Origin of the sequence: Pseudarthrobacter sp. 1C304 (genome assembly GCF_052245515.1) — a bacterium.
GTDB lineage: Bacteria > Actinomycetota > Actinomycetes > Actinomycetales > Micrococcaceae > Arthrobacter.
On sequence record NZ_JBQQCH010000002.1, the window covers coordinates 349740 to 364850 of the forward strand.

Sequence of the window (15111 nt, forward strand, 5' to 3'; positions counted from 1 at the left end):
CATTTCTAAAGGGGTGGACAAAAGTGAAAGCACGCCTACTGGGGGGCATCGCCGCACTCGTTGTGGCCATTATCGGGACAGTTCTACTCGTGTCCTACGTCCAGGGCGCCGACAGGCGCGCCCTGGCAAACACTGAGACCGCTGAGGTCTACGTGGTCCAAAAGGAGATCGCAGCCGGAACCTCAGCCGCCAACTTCGGCGATGCGGTAGTCAAGAAAACGGTGCCAAAGTCAACCGTGGCCAGCGGCAGCGTCACCACGCTGGCTGAGCTTGGGCAGAAGGTCTCCGCCGTCGGGCTGGTTCCCGGCGAACAGCTCCTGGCCACCCGGATGGTGGAACCGGCGCAGTTGCTTGGCCCGGGCCGGGCGCCGGTCCCCAGCGGACTGCAGGAAGTCACCGTCAAGCTCAGCATCGACCGGATCGTCGGCGGCAGCCTGAAAGCCGGCGATACCGTCGGAGTGGTTTTGTCCTACGCGGAGAACGAGAAGCTGAATGTTCCCGACCAGACCCAGCTCCTGCTTCACAAGGTGCTGGTGACGGCGGTCCAGAACTCCACGGGCGCCGTGGCCAAGGAACCGGCGGCGACCACGACTGAAACGGCCGACGGCAGCCTCGGCTCCAAATCCAGCGCCGCGGAGGCGACTGGCGGCTACCTGGTCACCCTGGCCCGGCCCGCGATAGATGTGGAGAAAATCGTCCACGCGATCGAGTTCGGCAAGGTGTACCTGAGCAAGGAAACGGAAAGTTCGCCGGCGGACAACAACGGCGTCATGGAACGCGTCAGGGTCTTCCAATGAGCCGCTTCGTACTGATCACGCCGAACGTCGAGTTCGAACGACGCGTCCGCTCCGCCACGGCCGGCATGAGCGGCAGCCTGCAATGGTTCCAGGCAGACCACCTCCCGGACGGCCCCGACGAATTCCTCAGCAAGCTGCTGGGAGAGCCGCCGGAAGTCCTCATCCTGGGCCCCGGCCTGGATCTGGACGAGACGCTGAAGCACGCCGCCGTCCTGGACCTGCAGTACCCGGAGATCAGCGTCCTGCTCGCTGCCGAGCAGACGCCGGAACTGGTGCTCGCCGCCATGCGCTCGGGGGTGCGGGACATCCTCTCCCCCGCGGCGGACACCAACGGCATCCGGGCCATGGTGGAACGTTCGGCCCTGGCCGCGGCCGGCCGCCGTCGGGGTCTGAACCCGGCTGCCGAGTCCCCGGTTGGCGGCGCCGGCGGCAGGGTCATCGCCGTGATGTCGCCGAAGGGCGGCGTCGGGAAGACCACCATCGCGACGAACATCGCCGTCGGGCTGGGCAAGGTGGCTCCGATGGGCGTTGTCATCGTGGACCTGGACCTGCAGTTCGGGGACGTCGCAAGCGGCCTGCTGCTGGACCCGGAACACACCATCACGGAGGCTGTGACTGGTGCGGCCAGCCAGGACTCCATGGTGCTCAAGACGTACCTGACGCTGCACTCGGCCGGTGTGTACGCGCTCTGCGGGCCGAAGAACCCCGTGGACAGTGAGAGCATTACGTCCGCTCACGTCACCAACCTGCTCAAGCAGCTGCGGCACGAGTTCCAGTACGTGGTGATCGACACCGCGCCGGGTCTCGGCGAGCACGTGCTGGCCGCGCTGGAACAGGCGACGGATGCCGTGTGGGTGTGCGGCATGGACGTGCCGAGTATCCGGGGGCTCCGCACCGGATTCCACATCCTCAACGAGCTGGGCCTGATGCCGGAGAGCCGGCATGTGGTGTTGAACATGGCAGACGGCAGAAGCGGCCTGTCAGTCCCCGATGTGGAGGCAACCATCGGCGTGCCGGTTGACGTTGCCATTCCCCGTTCCCGCACGCTGCCGTTCTCGACCAACAAGGGCGTTCCGCTCCTCCAGGACGGGCGCCGGGACGTGGCAGCCAAGGGCCTTCGTCAACTCGTGGAACGTTTCCAGCCCAACTGGCAGGAACGAACGCATCGCAAGCTTCACCGAAGGGCGGTAGTCCAGTGAGTCTCACCAAAAGATTTGAGCAGCTGAGGAACGGCGGCCAGCCGGGCGAAACGGCGCTGCCACCGGCACCCCAGGCCCCGCCGAGCGCTCCATCCACCCTTGGCCGCATCCAAGAAGCCAAAGCCGCCGATGCGGCCAGCGCGGCCCTCGTGGTGGAGGAAGTCGGCCCCAACGCCGGCATGGCCAGCGAGGCCCTCCGCGGCCTCAAGGAACGGGCCAGCCAGGCACTCTACGAGCGCCTCGGGTCCAAGATCTCGGACACGTCGATGGATGAAGCCGAGCTGCACCAGCACGTCAAGGATGAACTCAGGGAGGTGGTGGACGCGGAACAGGTTCCGCTGACGTCCGCCGAACGGCTGCGCCTCACCCGCGAAATCATCGACGACGTCCTGGGCCACGGCCCCATCCAGCGGTTCCTCGATGATCCGGAGATCACGGAAGTCATGGTCAACCGCTATGACAGCATCTACGTGGAAAAGTACGGGCACCTGCAGAAGACGGATGCAAAGTTCAGTTCCGACGACGCGCTGCGCCGGGTCATCGAGCGGATCGTCTCCAGGGTGGGCCGGCGGATCGACGAATCGTCGCCGTTGGTGGATGCGCGGCTTGCTGACGGGTCGCGTGTCAACGCCATCATCCCGCCCCTGGCCGTCAACGGCCCGTCGCTGACCATCCGAAAGTTCGCCCGCGAAGCACTCACCGTGAACAAGCTCATCGAGTTCGGCAGCCTCTCCCCGGAGATGGCCGAACTCCTGCAGGCCTGCGTCCTGGCACGCATGAACATCATCGTCTCGGGCGGAACGGGCACCGGCAAAACCACCCTTCTCAACGTGCTGTCCTCCTTCATCCCGGAGACAGACCGCATTGTGACCATCGAGGATGCGGTGGAGCTTCAACTGCAACAGGAGCATGTGGTCCGGCTGGAGAGCCGGCCGGCCAACATCGAGGGCCGCGGCGAGGTCTCCATTCGCGACCTTGTCCGCAACTCCTTGCGCATGCGGCCGGACCGGATCGTGGTGGGCGAGGTCCGCGGCGGCGAGTCCCTTGACATGCTCCAGGCCATGAACACCGGCCACGACGGTTCCATCTCCACCGTGCACGCCAACTCCCCCCGGGATGCGGTGGCCCGGCTGGAGACGCTGGTGCTGATGGCCGGCATGGACCTGCCCCTGCGGGCTATCCGCGAACAAGTGGCCTCCGCCGTCAACCTCATCGTCCACATCACCAGGCTCCGTGACGGCAGCCGCCGGGTCACGCACATCACCGAGGTACAAGGCATGGAAGGGGACATCGTCACCCTCCAGGACGCCTTCGTCTTCGACTACGCAGCCGGTGTGGACGCCAACGGCAGGTTCCTGGGCAAGCCGGTGCCCACCGGCGTCCGCCCGCGGTTCACCGACAGGTTCGCGGAGTTGGGTATTTCCATCTCCCCCGCCGTCTTCGGTGCGCATCTGGGCGGTGTGCGGTGATTCCCGACGACGCCTCCCCCATGGTCATGGTGCTGGGCCTGGCCTTGGTCTACCTGGCGCTCATCATCGTGTTCTGGGTCTGGAGGCAGGGCAGCGTCATCTCGGCTGACCGGCGCCGGCCGGGCGGCGCCGCAAGCGCTTCCGCCCTGACGAAGATGACGGACGCCACGCTGGGTGTGATCGATGCCCGGTTCAAACCACAGTCATCGGGAATTCTGTCCCGGCGCCGGCTGGACAGCGCCGGGCTCAAGAAGCAGCCGGCGGACTACCTGCTGCTGGCGGGCATCATCACCGTGCTGGCCGGAGCCTCCGGATTTCTCCTGGGCGGTCTGTTTGCCGCGGTTCTGCTGACCCTGGCCGCGCCGGTGGGGCTGGCACTGGGCTTGAACCTGCTTATCTCCCGCCGGCAGTCGAAGTTTGACGATCAGGTCCCGGACACGCTGCGGATGCTCTCCGGCGGCATGCGGGCCGGGCACAGCCTGCTGCGGTCGCTGGACGCCGCTGGCCAGGAAAGCGAAGCCCCCATGGCGGACGAGCTGAGCCGCATCGTCAACGAGACCCGCATCGGCCGCGACCTAGGCGAATCCCTCCTCGATGTCGCGGACCGAACCAAGAACGAGGACTTCGCCTGGATCGCCCAGGCCATCGAAATCCACCGGGAAGTGGGTGGTGACCTGGCGGAGGTTCTTGACCATGTGGGTGAAACCATCCGGGACCGCAACCAGGTCCGGCGTCAGGTGAAGGCCCTCAGCGCCGAAGGACGGGTGTCGGCCATGGTTCTGGTGGCCCTGCCCATCCTGTTATTCATCGCTTTGCAGTTCGTCAATCCCATCTATGCCAAGACCTTCTCGTCGACGGTTCCCGGCTACATCATGATTGCCGTCGCCGCCGTCATGTTGGCCCTGGGGTCGTTCTGGCTCAGCCGACTCATCAAGCCGAAGTTCTAAGGAGGAACCATGCAACCCATCGCCATGGCCGCGGTGTTGGCCATCATTGCACCTCTCTCCGGCATGGTCTGGCTGGCTTTCACCGGAGACCGTGCCGGGCTGCGGAACATCCGCACCAACCTCGGTAGCAAAGCTGCGGGGAGCGCCGCCGTCGGGCGTTCCCTGACCGGCGAGCAGCTGGCTGCGCTCAGCAAGAAGATGGCCCCGGTGGGCTATGTGGCGTGGCTGGACAAGCAGCTGGCCGGAGCGGGGCGGCCCACGGACTGGCCTCTGGGGCGGGTCCTCATGATCAAGCCGCTGCTGGCACTGGGCGGCGTAGGGCTGGGCACGGCCGGTTTCCTGATTGATCCTTCTCCGCAGCGGATCCTGATCGGCCTGGGCTTCGTGGTGTTCCTCTACTTCGTCCCCGACCTCTTGATCCGGACCAAGGCGGAGAAGCGGCGCGAAGCGATCCGCCTCGAGCTGCCGAACGCCCTGGACCAGATGCTGATTTCCGTCCAGGCGGGGCTCGGCTTTGAAGCGGCCATGGCCCGGAGCGCGCAGAACGGCACCGGCCCGCTCGCCTACGAATTCACCCGCACCCTGCAGGACATGCAGGTGGGGCGCAGCCGCAAGGACGCCTACCTGGCATTCGCCGGCCGCGTGGATTCGCCGGACCTCCGCAGCTTCATCCGCGCGGTGGTCCAGGCGGACACCTACGGCATCGCGATCGCCAAAGTCCTCAAAGCCCAGGCCCAGGAACTGCGAACCAAGCGCCGCCAGGCCGCTGAGGAGCACGCCATGAAGATTCCGGTGAAGATCCTCTTCCCGCTGATTTTCTGCATCTTCCCCACGCTCTTCATCATCCTCATGGGCCCCGCGGTGATGGGCATCATCGCTGCGTTCTCGTAGGCGACCGCAGCCGCACGTACCGGCGCGGGCTCACGCCCCGCCGCCTTGAACCGGACCCCCTTAGACCCCAGAGCTAAGGGGGTCCTTCCATGCGCCCTTCCGTGAGGTCCCCGCGCAGGTCAGGTACAGATTACGCGCAAGGAATACTCAGGAAACGCACAGCTTGAGCAGTGTTGACGCAGGATGTGGCAAGTAGCGTAACCTCGGGCGGCTCGCGTTGCTAACTTTCTGGCAGAGCTGGTATCTGGCCAGCTTCCCTTCGCTCGCTCAGGAGTCCACATGCTTGCTCTTTACACCAACCTGTCCGTCCGCCTCCGCCGCGATGAGAAAGGCGCAACCGCCGTTGAATACGGCATCATGGTTGGCCTCATTGCCGTTGTCATTATCGTTGCCGTGAGTCTTCTCGGTGGTCAGCTGAACACGATGTTTGAGAACGTCAGGTGCAGCATCATTGATCCGACCAAGCCCAAGTTTGTGTCCGGCGCGTGCTCGGCTTAATAGCCTAATCGCTAGTCCTCAGTTCGGCGGCGGTTGCAGAACCGCCGCCGAACTTACGCATTAGGACCCATGAGAGGCAACCATGTCGAGGGCATCTGAGCGCGGTGCCGTGGCCGTTGAGTTCGCGCTTCTGGCGCCCGTCCTCATTATGCTCTTGCTCGGCATCATAGAATTCGGCCGCGCTTACAACACGCAGGTTACACTCTCTAACGCTGCCCGTGAGGGTGTGAGGGTAATGGCTATCAACAACAGCGAATCCACCGCCAAAGCTGCGGCCAAGGGTGCCGCTTCTGCGCTCGCTCCGGCAATCAAAGACGAAAAGATTTACTTCAAGTACCAAACGACACCAGTAAGCACGCCAGCTCCCACTGCATGCGCAGCAGGGCGCCAGGTCACTGTGACAATTGATTACTCGCTCTCCACCGTGACGGGAATCGCCGGTCCATTTGCCATGAAAGGCGTAGGGACGATGCAATGCGGCGGATAACACCACCGGCCGGCGCCGAACGCGGAGGCATCGCGGTCATCGTTGCCCTCCTGATGGTGGTACTGCTCGGCTTCGCCGCCATCGCCGTCGACGTCGGAATGCTCTACTCGGAGCGAGCCCAGCTGCAGAATGGCTCGGATGCAACCGCACTGATGGTGGCCCAGAAATGCGCCAAAAATCCCGCCGACGAAAACTGCTCCACGGCAGCTCCCCTTGCACCGGGCCTGGCCAGCGGCAACGCCCTGGACGGAAAAAGCGGCATCAAATCTATCGCTCTCGATAAGGCCGCCCGTACAGTCACCGTCACAACCGGCGCGCAGGAAACCGGAGGCGCTGCCAACACGGTGTCCCTCTTCTTCGCCAGAGCATTGGGATTCGCCAGCACCGAAGTGAACACCAGCTCATCCGTGCGCTGGGGAAGCCCGCTAGAGGGCACTACCCCGTTCCCCCTGGCCTTCTCCATCTGCCAGGTGTCGGGAATGGTGGACGGCGCAACGCAGCTCCTCCAGAACCATTCCGCGAACGCCAACACCGACTGTGCCTTGGGGCCTGCCGGCAAGACGGTGGAGGGCGGCTTTGGCTGGATTGTCCAGAACACTGGGCAATGCGGCGGGTTTGTGAACCTCGCCATCAACCAGAGCGGCAGTGCCACAGGCAACGACGGACCGTCAAACTGCGACGCGATCCTGAAAGAGTGGTCCGACGAATTGACCGCCGGCCGGGCTGTCACTGTGCTGCTTCCGGTGTATGAGGATGTGACCGGAACAGGGTCCGGTGCCTCCTACGACCTGATCGCTTTCGCATCGTTCAGTGTTCAGGGCTGGGCCTTCAGCGGAGCCGACAAACTGCCGATGGTCTTTCGCAACACCTCCACCGACAACAAGTTGGATTGCAAAGGCAACTGCCGGGGGATTATTGGCAAGTTCGTCAACTACGTTTCTTTGTCCGACGGCTACAAGCTGGGCCCGGTCAGCCCGTACGGCGCCACAGTTGTCGAATTGACCAGTTAGATCCATGAAGTTCAGCGATTCAATACCCTCAGGAGCAGTACGTGAAGTCTCGGTTAGTGGCAGGAGCGGCGGCAGTAGTCCTCGCCATTATTGGGGCCATGCTGGTGATGACCTATGCCCACGGGGCGGACCAACGGGCCGTCGAGAACCTTGAACCCGTGAGTGTCTTGGTGGTGACAAAGGCGATTCCCGCTGGCACACCGGTGGAAGCCATGAGTGCGTCCCTGGCCACGGAACAACTGCCCGGCTCGGCCGTCACCGAGTCCTCCCTTGACACGCTGAGTGACTCCACCGGCAAGGTGGCCGGCGTCGACCTTCTTCCCGGCGAGCAACTCCTGAAGGAGCGGCTGGTGGAACCCGGAAACCTCAAGCTTCAAGGGTCCGTGGACATCCCGGCCGGACTGCAGGAGGTCTCGTTCCAGATAGAGCCACATCGCGTTGTGGGCGGCCGCATCGCTCGGGGCGACCATGTCGGAATCTTCATCAGTCTGAAGGCAGGCGGACTCGAGGCCAAGCCGGAAAAAGAGACAACCCAACTCTCCCTTCACAAAGTCCTGGTGACTGCGGTACAGCGTGCGCCTGTGGCCACGCCCTCACCGCAGCCGACGGCTGACGGCTCAGCCCCCTCGGAGGATACTTCGCTCCCTACCGGAACACTCATCCTGACTGTTGCCGTCAACGACGTTGATGCGACAAAGATCGTCTACGCCTCAGAATTTGCGAGCATCTGGCTGAGCAAGGAACCGCTTGATGCCACCGAGAGTGGCAAGCCCGGGATCATGACGAAGCCCGAGGTCTACAAGTGAGCCGCTTCGTCCTGATCACGCCAAACGCGGACTTCGACAGCCGCCTGCGGCAGGCCGTGGCGGGCGGGCTGCAGGGCGGTGTGCAGACCTTCCTGACCAACGTCCTGCCCGCCGGCCCCTACGACCTCTTCGCGCAGCTGAACCAGGAACGGCCCGAGGTCCTGGTTCTGGGCCCCGACGTGCCCGTCGACGAGGCTCTGCGCCTCGCCACCGTGCTGGATGTCCAGGCTCCTGATCTCACCGTCCTGCTGGTCAGCGAGCCGGACCCCGCCTTCATCCTGCAGGCCATGCGGGCCGGCGTCCGGGACATCCTCAGCCCCTCGGCCGATCCGGCCCAGATGCGGGTGCTCCTGGAGCGGGCCTGCCAGTCCTTCGCCAACCGGCACCGGATGGACCAGCCCCAGCAGATGGAGTCCGGCCGGGGCACCGTGATCGGCGTCTTCTCCCCGAAGGGCGGCGTCGGAAAAACCACCATCGCCACCAACGTGGCCGTGGGCCTGGGGAAGATCGCGCCCATGAGCGTGGTGATCGTGGACCTGGACCTGCAGTTCGGCGACGTGGCCTCCGGCCTCTACCTCAACCCGGAGCACACGGTCACGGACGCCGTCTCCCCCGCCGCCAGCCAGGACACCCTGGTCCTTAAGGCGTTCCTCACCGTCCACCCCTCCAGCATCTACGCCCTCTGCGCCCCGGTAAACCCCGTTGAGGCCGACTTCATCACCCCCGAGCAGGTCACCCGGCTCCTGGACCAGCTGGCGGACGAGTTCCAGTACGTGGTGGTGGACACCGCCCCCGGGTTGCCAGAGATCGGTTTGGCCGCCATGGAGGCCTGCACCGACGTGGTCTGGGTCAGCGCCATGGACATCCCCAGCGTCCGCGGCCTCCGCTCCGGCCTGGACATCCTCCGCCAGCTGGACATCATGCCGGACGGCAGGCACGTGGTGCTCAACATGGCCGACCCCAAGTGCGGCCTCTCGGTCCAGGACGTCGAATCCACCCTCGGCGCACCCGTGGACGTCAGCGTCCCGCGCTCCCGCGCCGTCGCCTTCTCCACCAACCGCGGAGTGCCCGTCCTGCAGGAGTCCCGGAAAGACCCAGCCGTCAAGGGCCTCAACCGACTGGTGGAGCGCTTCAGCCCCGACGGGCGGACCAAGCCCCAGCGGAAAACCCACCGGCGGGTTGTGGTGTAAGTGAAACTCTCAGAACGCCTCCAGGCCGCCCAGGACAAGACCCAGCCTGCCGCCGCGCCGGCCATGGCCGCAGCTTCCGTTGCAACTACGACGGCGGCTTCCGCGGTTCCGCGGCCGCCGGCCCCGGCGTCGACACCCCGGATCCGCCGGGAACGGCCGGCCGCTGCCGTTAAGCCGGTAGCGTCCCCGGGCGCAACCGTCCCCACTGACGGCTTCAACCCCAACTCGCACCAGCCCGTGGATGCCTTCGCCGCGATCAAGCAGCGCGCCGCGACCGCCCTGTTCGAGAAGATGGGCGCCCGCTTCAACGATTCCGCCATCACCGAGGGTGAGCTGCGCGGCTCGGCCCGGGAGGAGCTCATCCGCATCATCGATGCGGAGCAGGTCCCGCTGACCGCGGAGGAGCGTTCCCGGCTGGTCCGGGACGTGGCCGACGACGTGCTGGGCTACGGCCCGCTGCAGCGGCTCCTCGACGACCCGGACGTCACCGAAATCATGGTGAACCGGATGGACCAGATCTACGTGGAGCGCAAGGGCCAGCTCACGCTCACCGAGTCGACGTTCAGCTCCGAGGACCACCTGCGCAAGGTCATCGAGCGCATCGTGTCCAAGGTGGGCCGCCGCATTGACGAGTCCTCGCCCTTGGTGGACGCCCGGCTGGAGGACGGCTCCCGTGTCAACGCCGTGATCCCGCCGCTCGCCGTCGGCGGTTCGTCGCTGACCATCCGTAAATTCAGCAAGGTGCCGCTGACCGTCCAGAACCTGATCAGCTTCGGCACGCTCACCCCGGAAATGGCCGAACTGCTCAACGCCTGTGTCAAGGCCAAGCTCAACATCATCGTCTCCGGCGGCACCGGCACGGGCAAGACCACACTGCTGAATGTGCTGTCCTCGTTCCTTCCCGCCGACGAGCGCATCGTGACCATCGAGGACGCCGTCGAGCTCCAGATCCAGCAGGCGCACGTAGTGCGGCTGGAAAGCCGCCCGCCCAACACCGAGGGCAAGGGCGAGGTGACCATCCGCGAGCTGCTGCGCAACTCCCTGCGTATGCGCCCGGACCGCATTGTGGTGGGTGAGGTCCGCGGCGGCGAATCGCTGGACATGCTCCAGGCCATGAACACCGGCCATGACGGCTCGCTCTCCACCGTGCACTCCAACTCCCCGCGCGACGCCGTCGCCCGTCTGGAAACGCTGGTGCTGATGGCCGGCATGGACCTGCCGCTGCGGGCCATCCGGGAGCAGATCGCCTCCGCCGTCAACCTCATCATCCAGATCTCGCGGCTCCGGGACGGCACCCGCCGCATCACGCACGTCACCGAGGTCCAGGGCATGGAAGGGGACATCGTCACCTTGCAGGACGCCTTCGTCTTTAATTATTCCGCAGGGGTCGACCAGCACGGACGATTCCTGGGGACTCCGGTCCCCACCGGGATCCGCCCGCGGTTCATTGACCGGTTCGAAGACCTGGGGATCCACGTGTCGGCGGGCGTCTTCGGGGCGCCCGTGGGCTCCGGGGGAAGGCACTGATGGTCCTCACGATTGGCGTCATTCTGGTGGTCGCTGCCGCCGTTTTGGGCGGGGTGGCGGCCCTCATTCCCGGCACTCCCGCTATCCCGCTGGACCGGCGCCGGCCGTACCGGACCGAATCGGAGTCGCAGCTGACCCGCTTCGCCGGGTCCGCCGTGCAGGGGATCGAAGGCATCCTGGCCACGCGGAACGTCCGGTTCTTCAACCGGGACACACTGGAGAATGCGGGCCTGCGCCTGAGCCAGGCCGATTTCCTGTTCCTCATCCTCATCGGCGCGTTCGTCGGAGGCCTCATCGGGCTGGTGGTGGCCGGGCCCCTGCTGGCACTGCTCCTGGTCCTCGCGGCGCCGTTTGCAGCACACCTGGTCCTCGGTTTCCTGTCCGGCAAGCGGCGCGCCAAGTTCGACGAGCAGCTGGGCGACACCCTTCAGCTGCTCTCCGGCAGCCTCCGTGCCGGGCACAGCATCCTCCGCGCCATCGACGCGGCCGCGACCGAATCGCAGGCTCCCACATCCGAGGAGATGCGCCGGGTGGTCTCGGAAACCAGCCTGGGGCGCGACCTGCTGGTCTCGCTCAACGACACCGCTGAGCGGATGAAAAACGAGGACTTCGTCTGGATCTCCCAGGCCATCCAGATCAACCGCGAGGTGGGCGGCAACCTGGCCGAGGTGATGGACCAGGTCAACGAAACCATCCGCGAACGCAGCGAGATCAAGGGCCACATCAAGGCCCTGGCCGCGGAGGGCAAGTTCTCGGCCTACATCCTCATGGCCTTGCCGGTAGGCATCGTCGCGATGCTGATGGTGATTAGCCCCGGCTACATGGACAAGCTGTTCACGACATTGCTCGGCGGAATTCTGATGGTGGCGTCGGCCGTCCTGATGACCATCGGCGGTCTGTGGATGCGCAAGATCATCGACCTGAAGTTCTGAGCCGGCCATGGATCCCTTGATAGTCCTCGCACTCCTTCTGATCTGCCTGCCCGTGGCCTACCTGGCGTGGACCCTGCTGTCCGCCGACAAAAAGGGCCAGGCCGTGGCGCAGGAATTGCTGGCCCGCGGAGCCCACCGCGCGGAGGAGGAGAAGAAGACCAGCACCGGCTTCATCGAGAAGATCGGGTACCGGCTCACGCCGGCCGCGTACGTGCTCAAGCTCGACCACCTGCTGTCCCTCGCCGGCCGCCCCGCGAACATGCCACTTGGGCGCGTGCTGGCCGCCAAGCCTGCGTTGGGGCTGGTGGGTGCATTGCTCGGGTTGTTCCTCAGCTCCGTCGGTTCGACGCCCATCATCAAGCTGGTGGGGATCTTTATAACACTGCTGGGCTACTTCATCCCGGACCTGATGCTCTACAGCAAGGGCCAGGAGCGGCAGAAGGCCATGCAGCTGGAACTCGCCAACACGCTGGACCAGATGCTGATCTCCGTCGAAGCCGGCCTGGGCTTCGAGGGGGCCATGGCCCGCGCCGGAGAGAACGGCAAAGGCCCGCTGGCAGAGGAGCTGATCCGCACCCTGCAGGACATGCAGGTGGGGCGCAGCCGCCGCGAGTCCTACCTCGCCCTCGCCGAGCGTACCAACCTCCCGGAGCTGCGGAGCTTCGTGCAGGCCGTGGTGCAGGCGGACACCTACGGCATTGCCATCAGCCGGGTCCTCCGGGTGCAGGCCAAGGTGATGCGCGTCAAGCGCCGGCAGCGGGCCGAGGAGAAAGCCATGAAGCTCCCGGTGATGATCCTTTTTCCGCTGCTCTTCTTCATTTTTCCGGTCCTTTTTATCGCCATTCTGGGGCCTGCCGTGATCAACACGATTGAGACGTTTAGCGGCCAGTAGCTGCCCGTCCAGCCTGCTGTCCGCGCCCGTTCAGGAAACCCGCAGGAAGCCGACGGGATAGCCGAAAGATATGCGCAGGATCACCCGGAGCCACGGCAAAAAGTCCGGGAATGGCCGGCGGCACACAGTAGCGTGGACACATGGCCTTTCACGGAATTCCGGGCGACGGCGACCCCAACAACAGCCCGAACGCAGGCGCCTGCCTGTGCGGCGGGAACGCCGTCCCGGCCGCAGCCGACGGCGTAGCACTCCCGCTGGTGGACCCCGCCGCCCTCGAGGAACTCGGGTCCCAGCTGGACAGTCCCGCAGTGGCCCAGGTTTTCGCCCGGGACTACGCCAACATGTGGGACCACCGCTACCACGCGCTTGCCGTGTCCCTCGACAACGGGGACCACGACGCGGCACTGGATGCCGTACTGAGCCTGAAGACGTCGTCGGCAATGGTGGGCGGTGTGCGCCTGGCCGAGCTGGCCGGGGAGCTGGAAAACGCCATCCGCATCCGCGACACCCACCGGGCCCAGACGCTCCTGAGTGCCGTCGCCGAGAGCGGCAACGACACCGTGGACGAGCTCCAGCACAGTTACGAGCTCGGGGAAAGCTAGTTCCGGGCCGGCGCCAGCCGGTACCCCACCCCGCGCACCGTCTGGATCCAGCGCGGCTGCAGCGGGTCCTCCCTTAGCTTGCGCCGCAGGTTGCCGATGTGGACCTCGACGGCGCGCTCGTCCGATTCACTGATGTACGCATCGGCGCCGTAGTAATCGCCTCGCACCACCCGCACCAGGTCCGCCTTGGTCCGGACAGCGCCGGCCCCCTTCAGCAACGCCTGCAGCAGATCGAATTCACTGCGGGTCAGGCTGGTTGCGGCGCCGTCCAGGGTGACCGTGCGGGTGTCCGGATCCAGCGTGAGGCCGTTGTGCCGGAATCCGGGCGCCCGGGACATGGCCAGGACGGCCGGCGCAGCAGTGCCCGCCTCCGTCGCCCTGCCGTCACCGCCGTCCAGCCGGGGCCTGCGCATCATTGCGGCTACCCGGGCGCGGAGCTCGCGCGGGCGGAAAGGTTTGGTCATAAAATCGTCGGCCCCGGTATGCAGTGCCGTCAGGGTGTCCAGCTCGTCCGCCCGGGCGGTCAGCATCACCACGTACGCGTCACTGAATTGCCGGATCCGGCGCAGGACTTCAAAGCCGTCAATATCGGCCAGCCCGATATCCAGGGTTACAACGCTGGCCTTTTGGCTCCGCGCGAGGTCCACGCCCTCGCGTCCGCTGGCCGCTCCGTGGACGTCAAACCCCGCCTGGCTCAACACCGCTTCAACCAGATGGCGAACATCCTCGTCATCTTCGACTACGACTGCGACTCCCAAGTCAGTCATGGCCCCCATCCCATCTGATCCTGCGGTCTCGATCCCCAAAGCGGCCGCGTCGGCATTGCAGCGCATTCCTTGTGCACCGGTATTGTCAGAATACCCACGCTACCGAGCTAATAACTGTTTAGGCACAGCGTCAACCACAAATATTCAGACTGTGTCAATCTAGCGTGACGAATGCTGTTAAATTGGAGCAGCGAGGAAGGGGAGCGGCTTCATTGGGTAAACAGCAACTGATCCGGAATGCGGCGGGTTCCCCGGCGGGACTTCCGGGGCGTTCGCGGCTGGCCTGGCTGGGGCTGGGCGACAGCAGGGAACGCAAGCTTCAGGCCCTGCTCCAGGGCAGCCTGGAACGGGAACGGGCAGCCAGCGAAGAGCTGGCGGGGCTGGCCACGGCCCTGGCTGCCAAGGACAGCCTGGTCTCCACCGTCTCACATGAGTTCCGCACACCCCTGACCTCCATCATCGGCAACCTGGACCTTGTCCTGGCCGAGGCGGAGGACCTCTCGCCTGCCGCCGAGCGCCGCATCGAGGTCGCCCAGCGGAACGCCGAACGGCTGCTGGCCCTCGTCTCAGACCTGCTGGTGTCCGCCGACTCCGCCCTGGACGTCCACCCGCGCCGGACCGATCTGGCCGGGCTGGTCGAAGCCAGCCTCGGCTCGGCCCAGGCCCACGCGGAGGCCTCCCGGGTCACGCTCGCCACGGACGTCCCAGGCCCCCTCTGGGCCCACGCCGATCCGCTCCGGATCAGCCAGGCCCTGGACAACCTGGTCTCCAATGCCATCAAGTACTCCCCCGGCGGCACCGTCCGCGTCTCAGCCGGCTGCGAGGACGGCCGGGTCCTGCTGCACATCGCGGATAACGGCATGGGCATGACAGCCGACGACGCCGGCCAGGTCTTCACCCGCTTTTTCCGCAGCCCTGCCGCGCGCGAAGGGGCCATTCCCGGCGTCGGGCTTGGCCTGTCCATCACCAAGGCGATTGTGGAACGGCACGGCGGCAGCATCTCCTGCCGGACGCAGCCCGGCCGCGGGAGCACGTTCACCGTGGAGCTACCCGCCGCGGAGCCACCGCACTCGAACTAGCCGACGGCGGCGAGTTGG

The 15111-nt window shown here is 65.6% G+C and carries 16 protein-coding genes; 15 read left to right on the plus strand and 1 reads right to left on the minus strand.

The features are described 5' to 3' along the window. Positions 1 to 23 precede the first annotated feature (23 nt). The 14 genes from cpaB (ACTWQD_RS05620) to ACTWQD_RS05685 all read left to right on the plus strand — a co-directional run bounded on the left by cpaB (ACTWQD_RS05620) (position 24) and on the right by ACTWQD_RS05685 (position 13247). Positions 24 to 797 carry a Flp pilus assembly protein CpaB gene (gene cpaB / locus ACTWQD_RS05620; RefSeq protein ID WP_443195188.1) on the plus strand — a complete coding sequence of 258 codons (774 nt, stop codon included), beginning with the start codon at positions 24 to 26 and terminating at the stop codon, positions 795 to 797. Further along, a complete protein-coding gene (locus ACTWQD_RS05625) occupies positions 794 to 1996 on the plus strand; it encodes an AAA family ATPase (RefSeq protein WP_443195189.1) in 1203 nt (400 codons plus the stop codon). The genes cpaB (ACTWQD_RS05620) and ACTWQD_RS05625 overlap by 4 nt, the downstream gene beginning before the upstream one ends. Further along, positions 1993 to 3465 (plus strand): CpaF family protein, encoded by a 1473-nt coding sequence (locus tag ACTWQD_RS05630; RefSeq protein WP_443195190.1) that lies wholly within the window; start codon positions 1993 to 1995, stop codon positions 3463 to 3465. Before ACTWQD_RS05625 ends, ACTWQD_RS05630 begins: the two co-directional genes overlap by 4 nt. Beyond that, complete coding sequence (locus ACTWQD_RS05635) at positions 3462 to 4412, plus strand: type II secretion system F family protein (RefSeq protein WP_443195191.1); 951 nt, start codon at positions 3462 to 3464, stop codon at positions 4410 to 4412. The genes ACTWQD_RS05630 and ACTWQD_RS05635 overlap by 4 nt, the downstream gene beginning before the upstream one ends. 9 nt (positions 4413 to 4421) lie before the next feature. Further along, on the plus strand, positions 4422 to 5303 hold the full coding sequence (locus tag ACTWQD_RS05640) for a type II secretion system F family protein (RefSeq protein WP_443195192.1): 882 nt from the start codon (positions 4422 to 4424) through the stop codon (positions 5301 to 5303). 279 nt (positions 5304 to 5582) lie between these two features. After that, complete coding sequence (locus tag ACTWQD_RS05645; RefSeq protein ID WP_443195193.1) at positions 5583 to 5801, plus strand: Flp family type IVb pilin; 219 nt, start codon at positions 5583 to 5585, stop codon at positions 5799 to 5801. A gap of 82 nt (positions 5802 to 5883) precedes the next feature. Continuing rightward, positions 5884 to 6288, plus strand: a complete 405-nt coding sequence (locus ACTWQD_RS05650) for a TadE/TadG family type IV pilus assembly protein (protein WP_443195194.1) — start codon at positions 5884 to 5886, stop codon at positions 6286 to 6288. Next, positions 6276 to 7298, plus strand: a complete 1023-nt coding sequence (locus tag ACTWQD_RS05655) for a pilus assembly protein TadG-related protein (RefSeq protein WP_443195195.1) — start codon at positions 6276 to 6278, stop codon at positions 7296 to 7298. Before ACTWQD_RS05650 ends, ACTWQD_RS05655 begins: the two co-directional genes overlap by 13 nt. A gap of 41 nt (positions 7299 to 7339) precedes the next feature. Continuing rightward, complete coding sequence (gene cpaB, locus ACTWQD_RS05660; protein ID WP_443195196.1) at positions 7340 to 8104, plus strand: Flp pilus assembly protein CpaB; 765 nt, start codon at positions 7340 to 7342, stop codon at positions 8102 to 8104. Next, positions 8101 to 9294 (plus strand): AAA family ATPase, encoded by a 1194-nt coding sequence (locus ACTWQD_RS05665; protein ID WP_443195197.1) that lies wholly within the window; start codon positions 8101 to 8103, stop codon positions 9292 to 9294. The genes cpaB (ACTWQD_RS05660) and ACTWQD_RS05665 overlap by 4 nt, the downstream gene beginning before the upstream one ends. Continuing rightward, a complete protein-coding gene (locus tag ACTWQD_RS05670; protein ID WP_443195198.1) occupies positions 9295 to 10821 on the plus strand; it encodes a CpaF family protein in 1527 nt (508 codons plus the stop codon). Next, a complete protein-coding gene (locus tag ACTWQD_RS05675; protein WP_443195199.1) occupies positions 10821 to 11753 on the plus strand; it encodes a type II secretion system F family protein in 933 nt (310 codons plus the stop codon). Before ACTWQD_RS05670 ends, ACTWQD_RS05675 begins: the two co-directional genes overlap by 1 nt. A 7-nt stretch (positions 11754 to 11760) precedes the next feature. Then, complete coding sequence (locus tag ACTWQD_RS05680) at positions 11761 to 12645, plus strand: type II secretion system F family protein (RefSeq protein WP_443195200.1); 885 nt, start codon at positions 11761 to 11763, stop codon at positions 12643 to 12645. A gap of 140 nt (positions 12646 to 12785) precedes the next feature. Further along, positions 12786 to 13247 (plus strand): Hpt domain-containing protein, encoded by a 462-nt coding sequence (locus ACTWQD_RS05685; RefSeq protein ID WP_443195201.1) that lies wholly within the window; start codon positions 12786 to 12788, stop codon positions 13245 to 13247. On the opposite strand, the gene ACTWQD_RS05690 is transcribed toward ACTWQD_RS05685, so the two are convergent. Further along, positions 13244 to 14014: a response regulator transcription factor gene (locus ACTWQD_RS05690; RefSeq protein WP_443195202.1), complete on the minus strand. Its 771-nt coding sequence runs from the start codon at positions 14012 to 14014 to the stop codon at positions 13244 to 13246. The two genes, ACTWQD_RS05685 and ACTWQD_RS05690, sit on opposite strands and share 4 nt — an antisense overlap. 212 nt (positions 14015 to 14226) lie before the next feature. On the opposite strand from ACTWQD_RS05690, the gene ACTWQD_RS05695 reads away from it, so the two are divergent. After that, on the plus strand, positions 14227 to 15093 hold the full coding sequence (locus tag ACTWQD_RS05695) for a sensor histidine kinase (protein ID WP_443195203.1): 867 nt from the start codon (positions 14227 to 14229) through the stop codon (positions 15091 to 15093). Positions 15094 to 15111 lie beyond the last annotated feature (18 nt).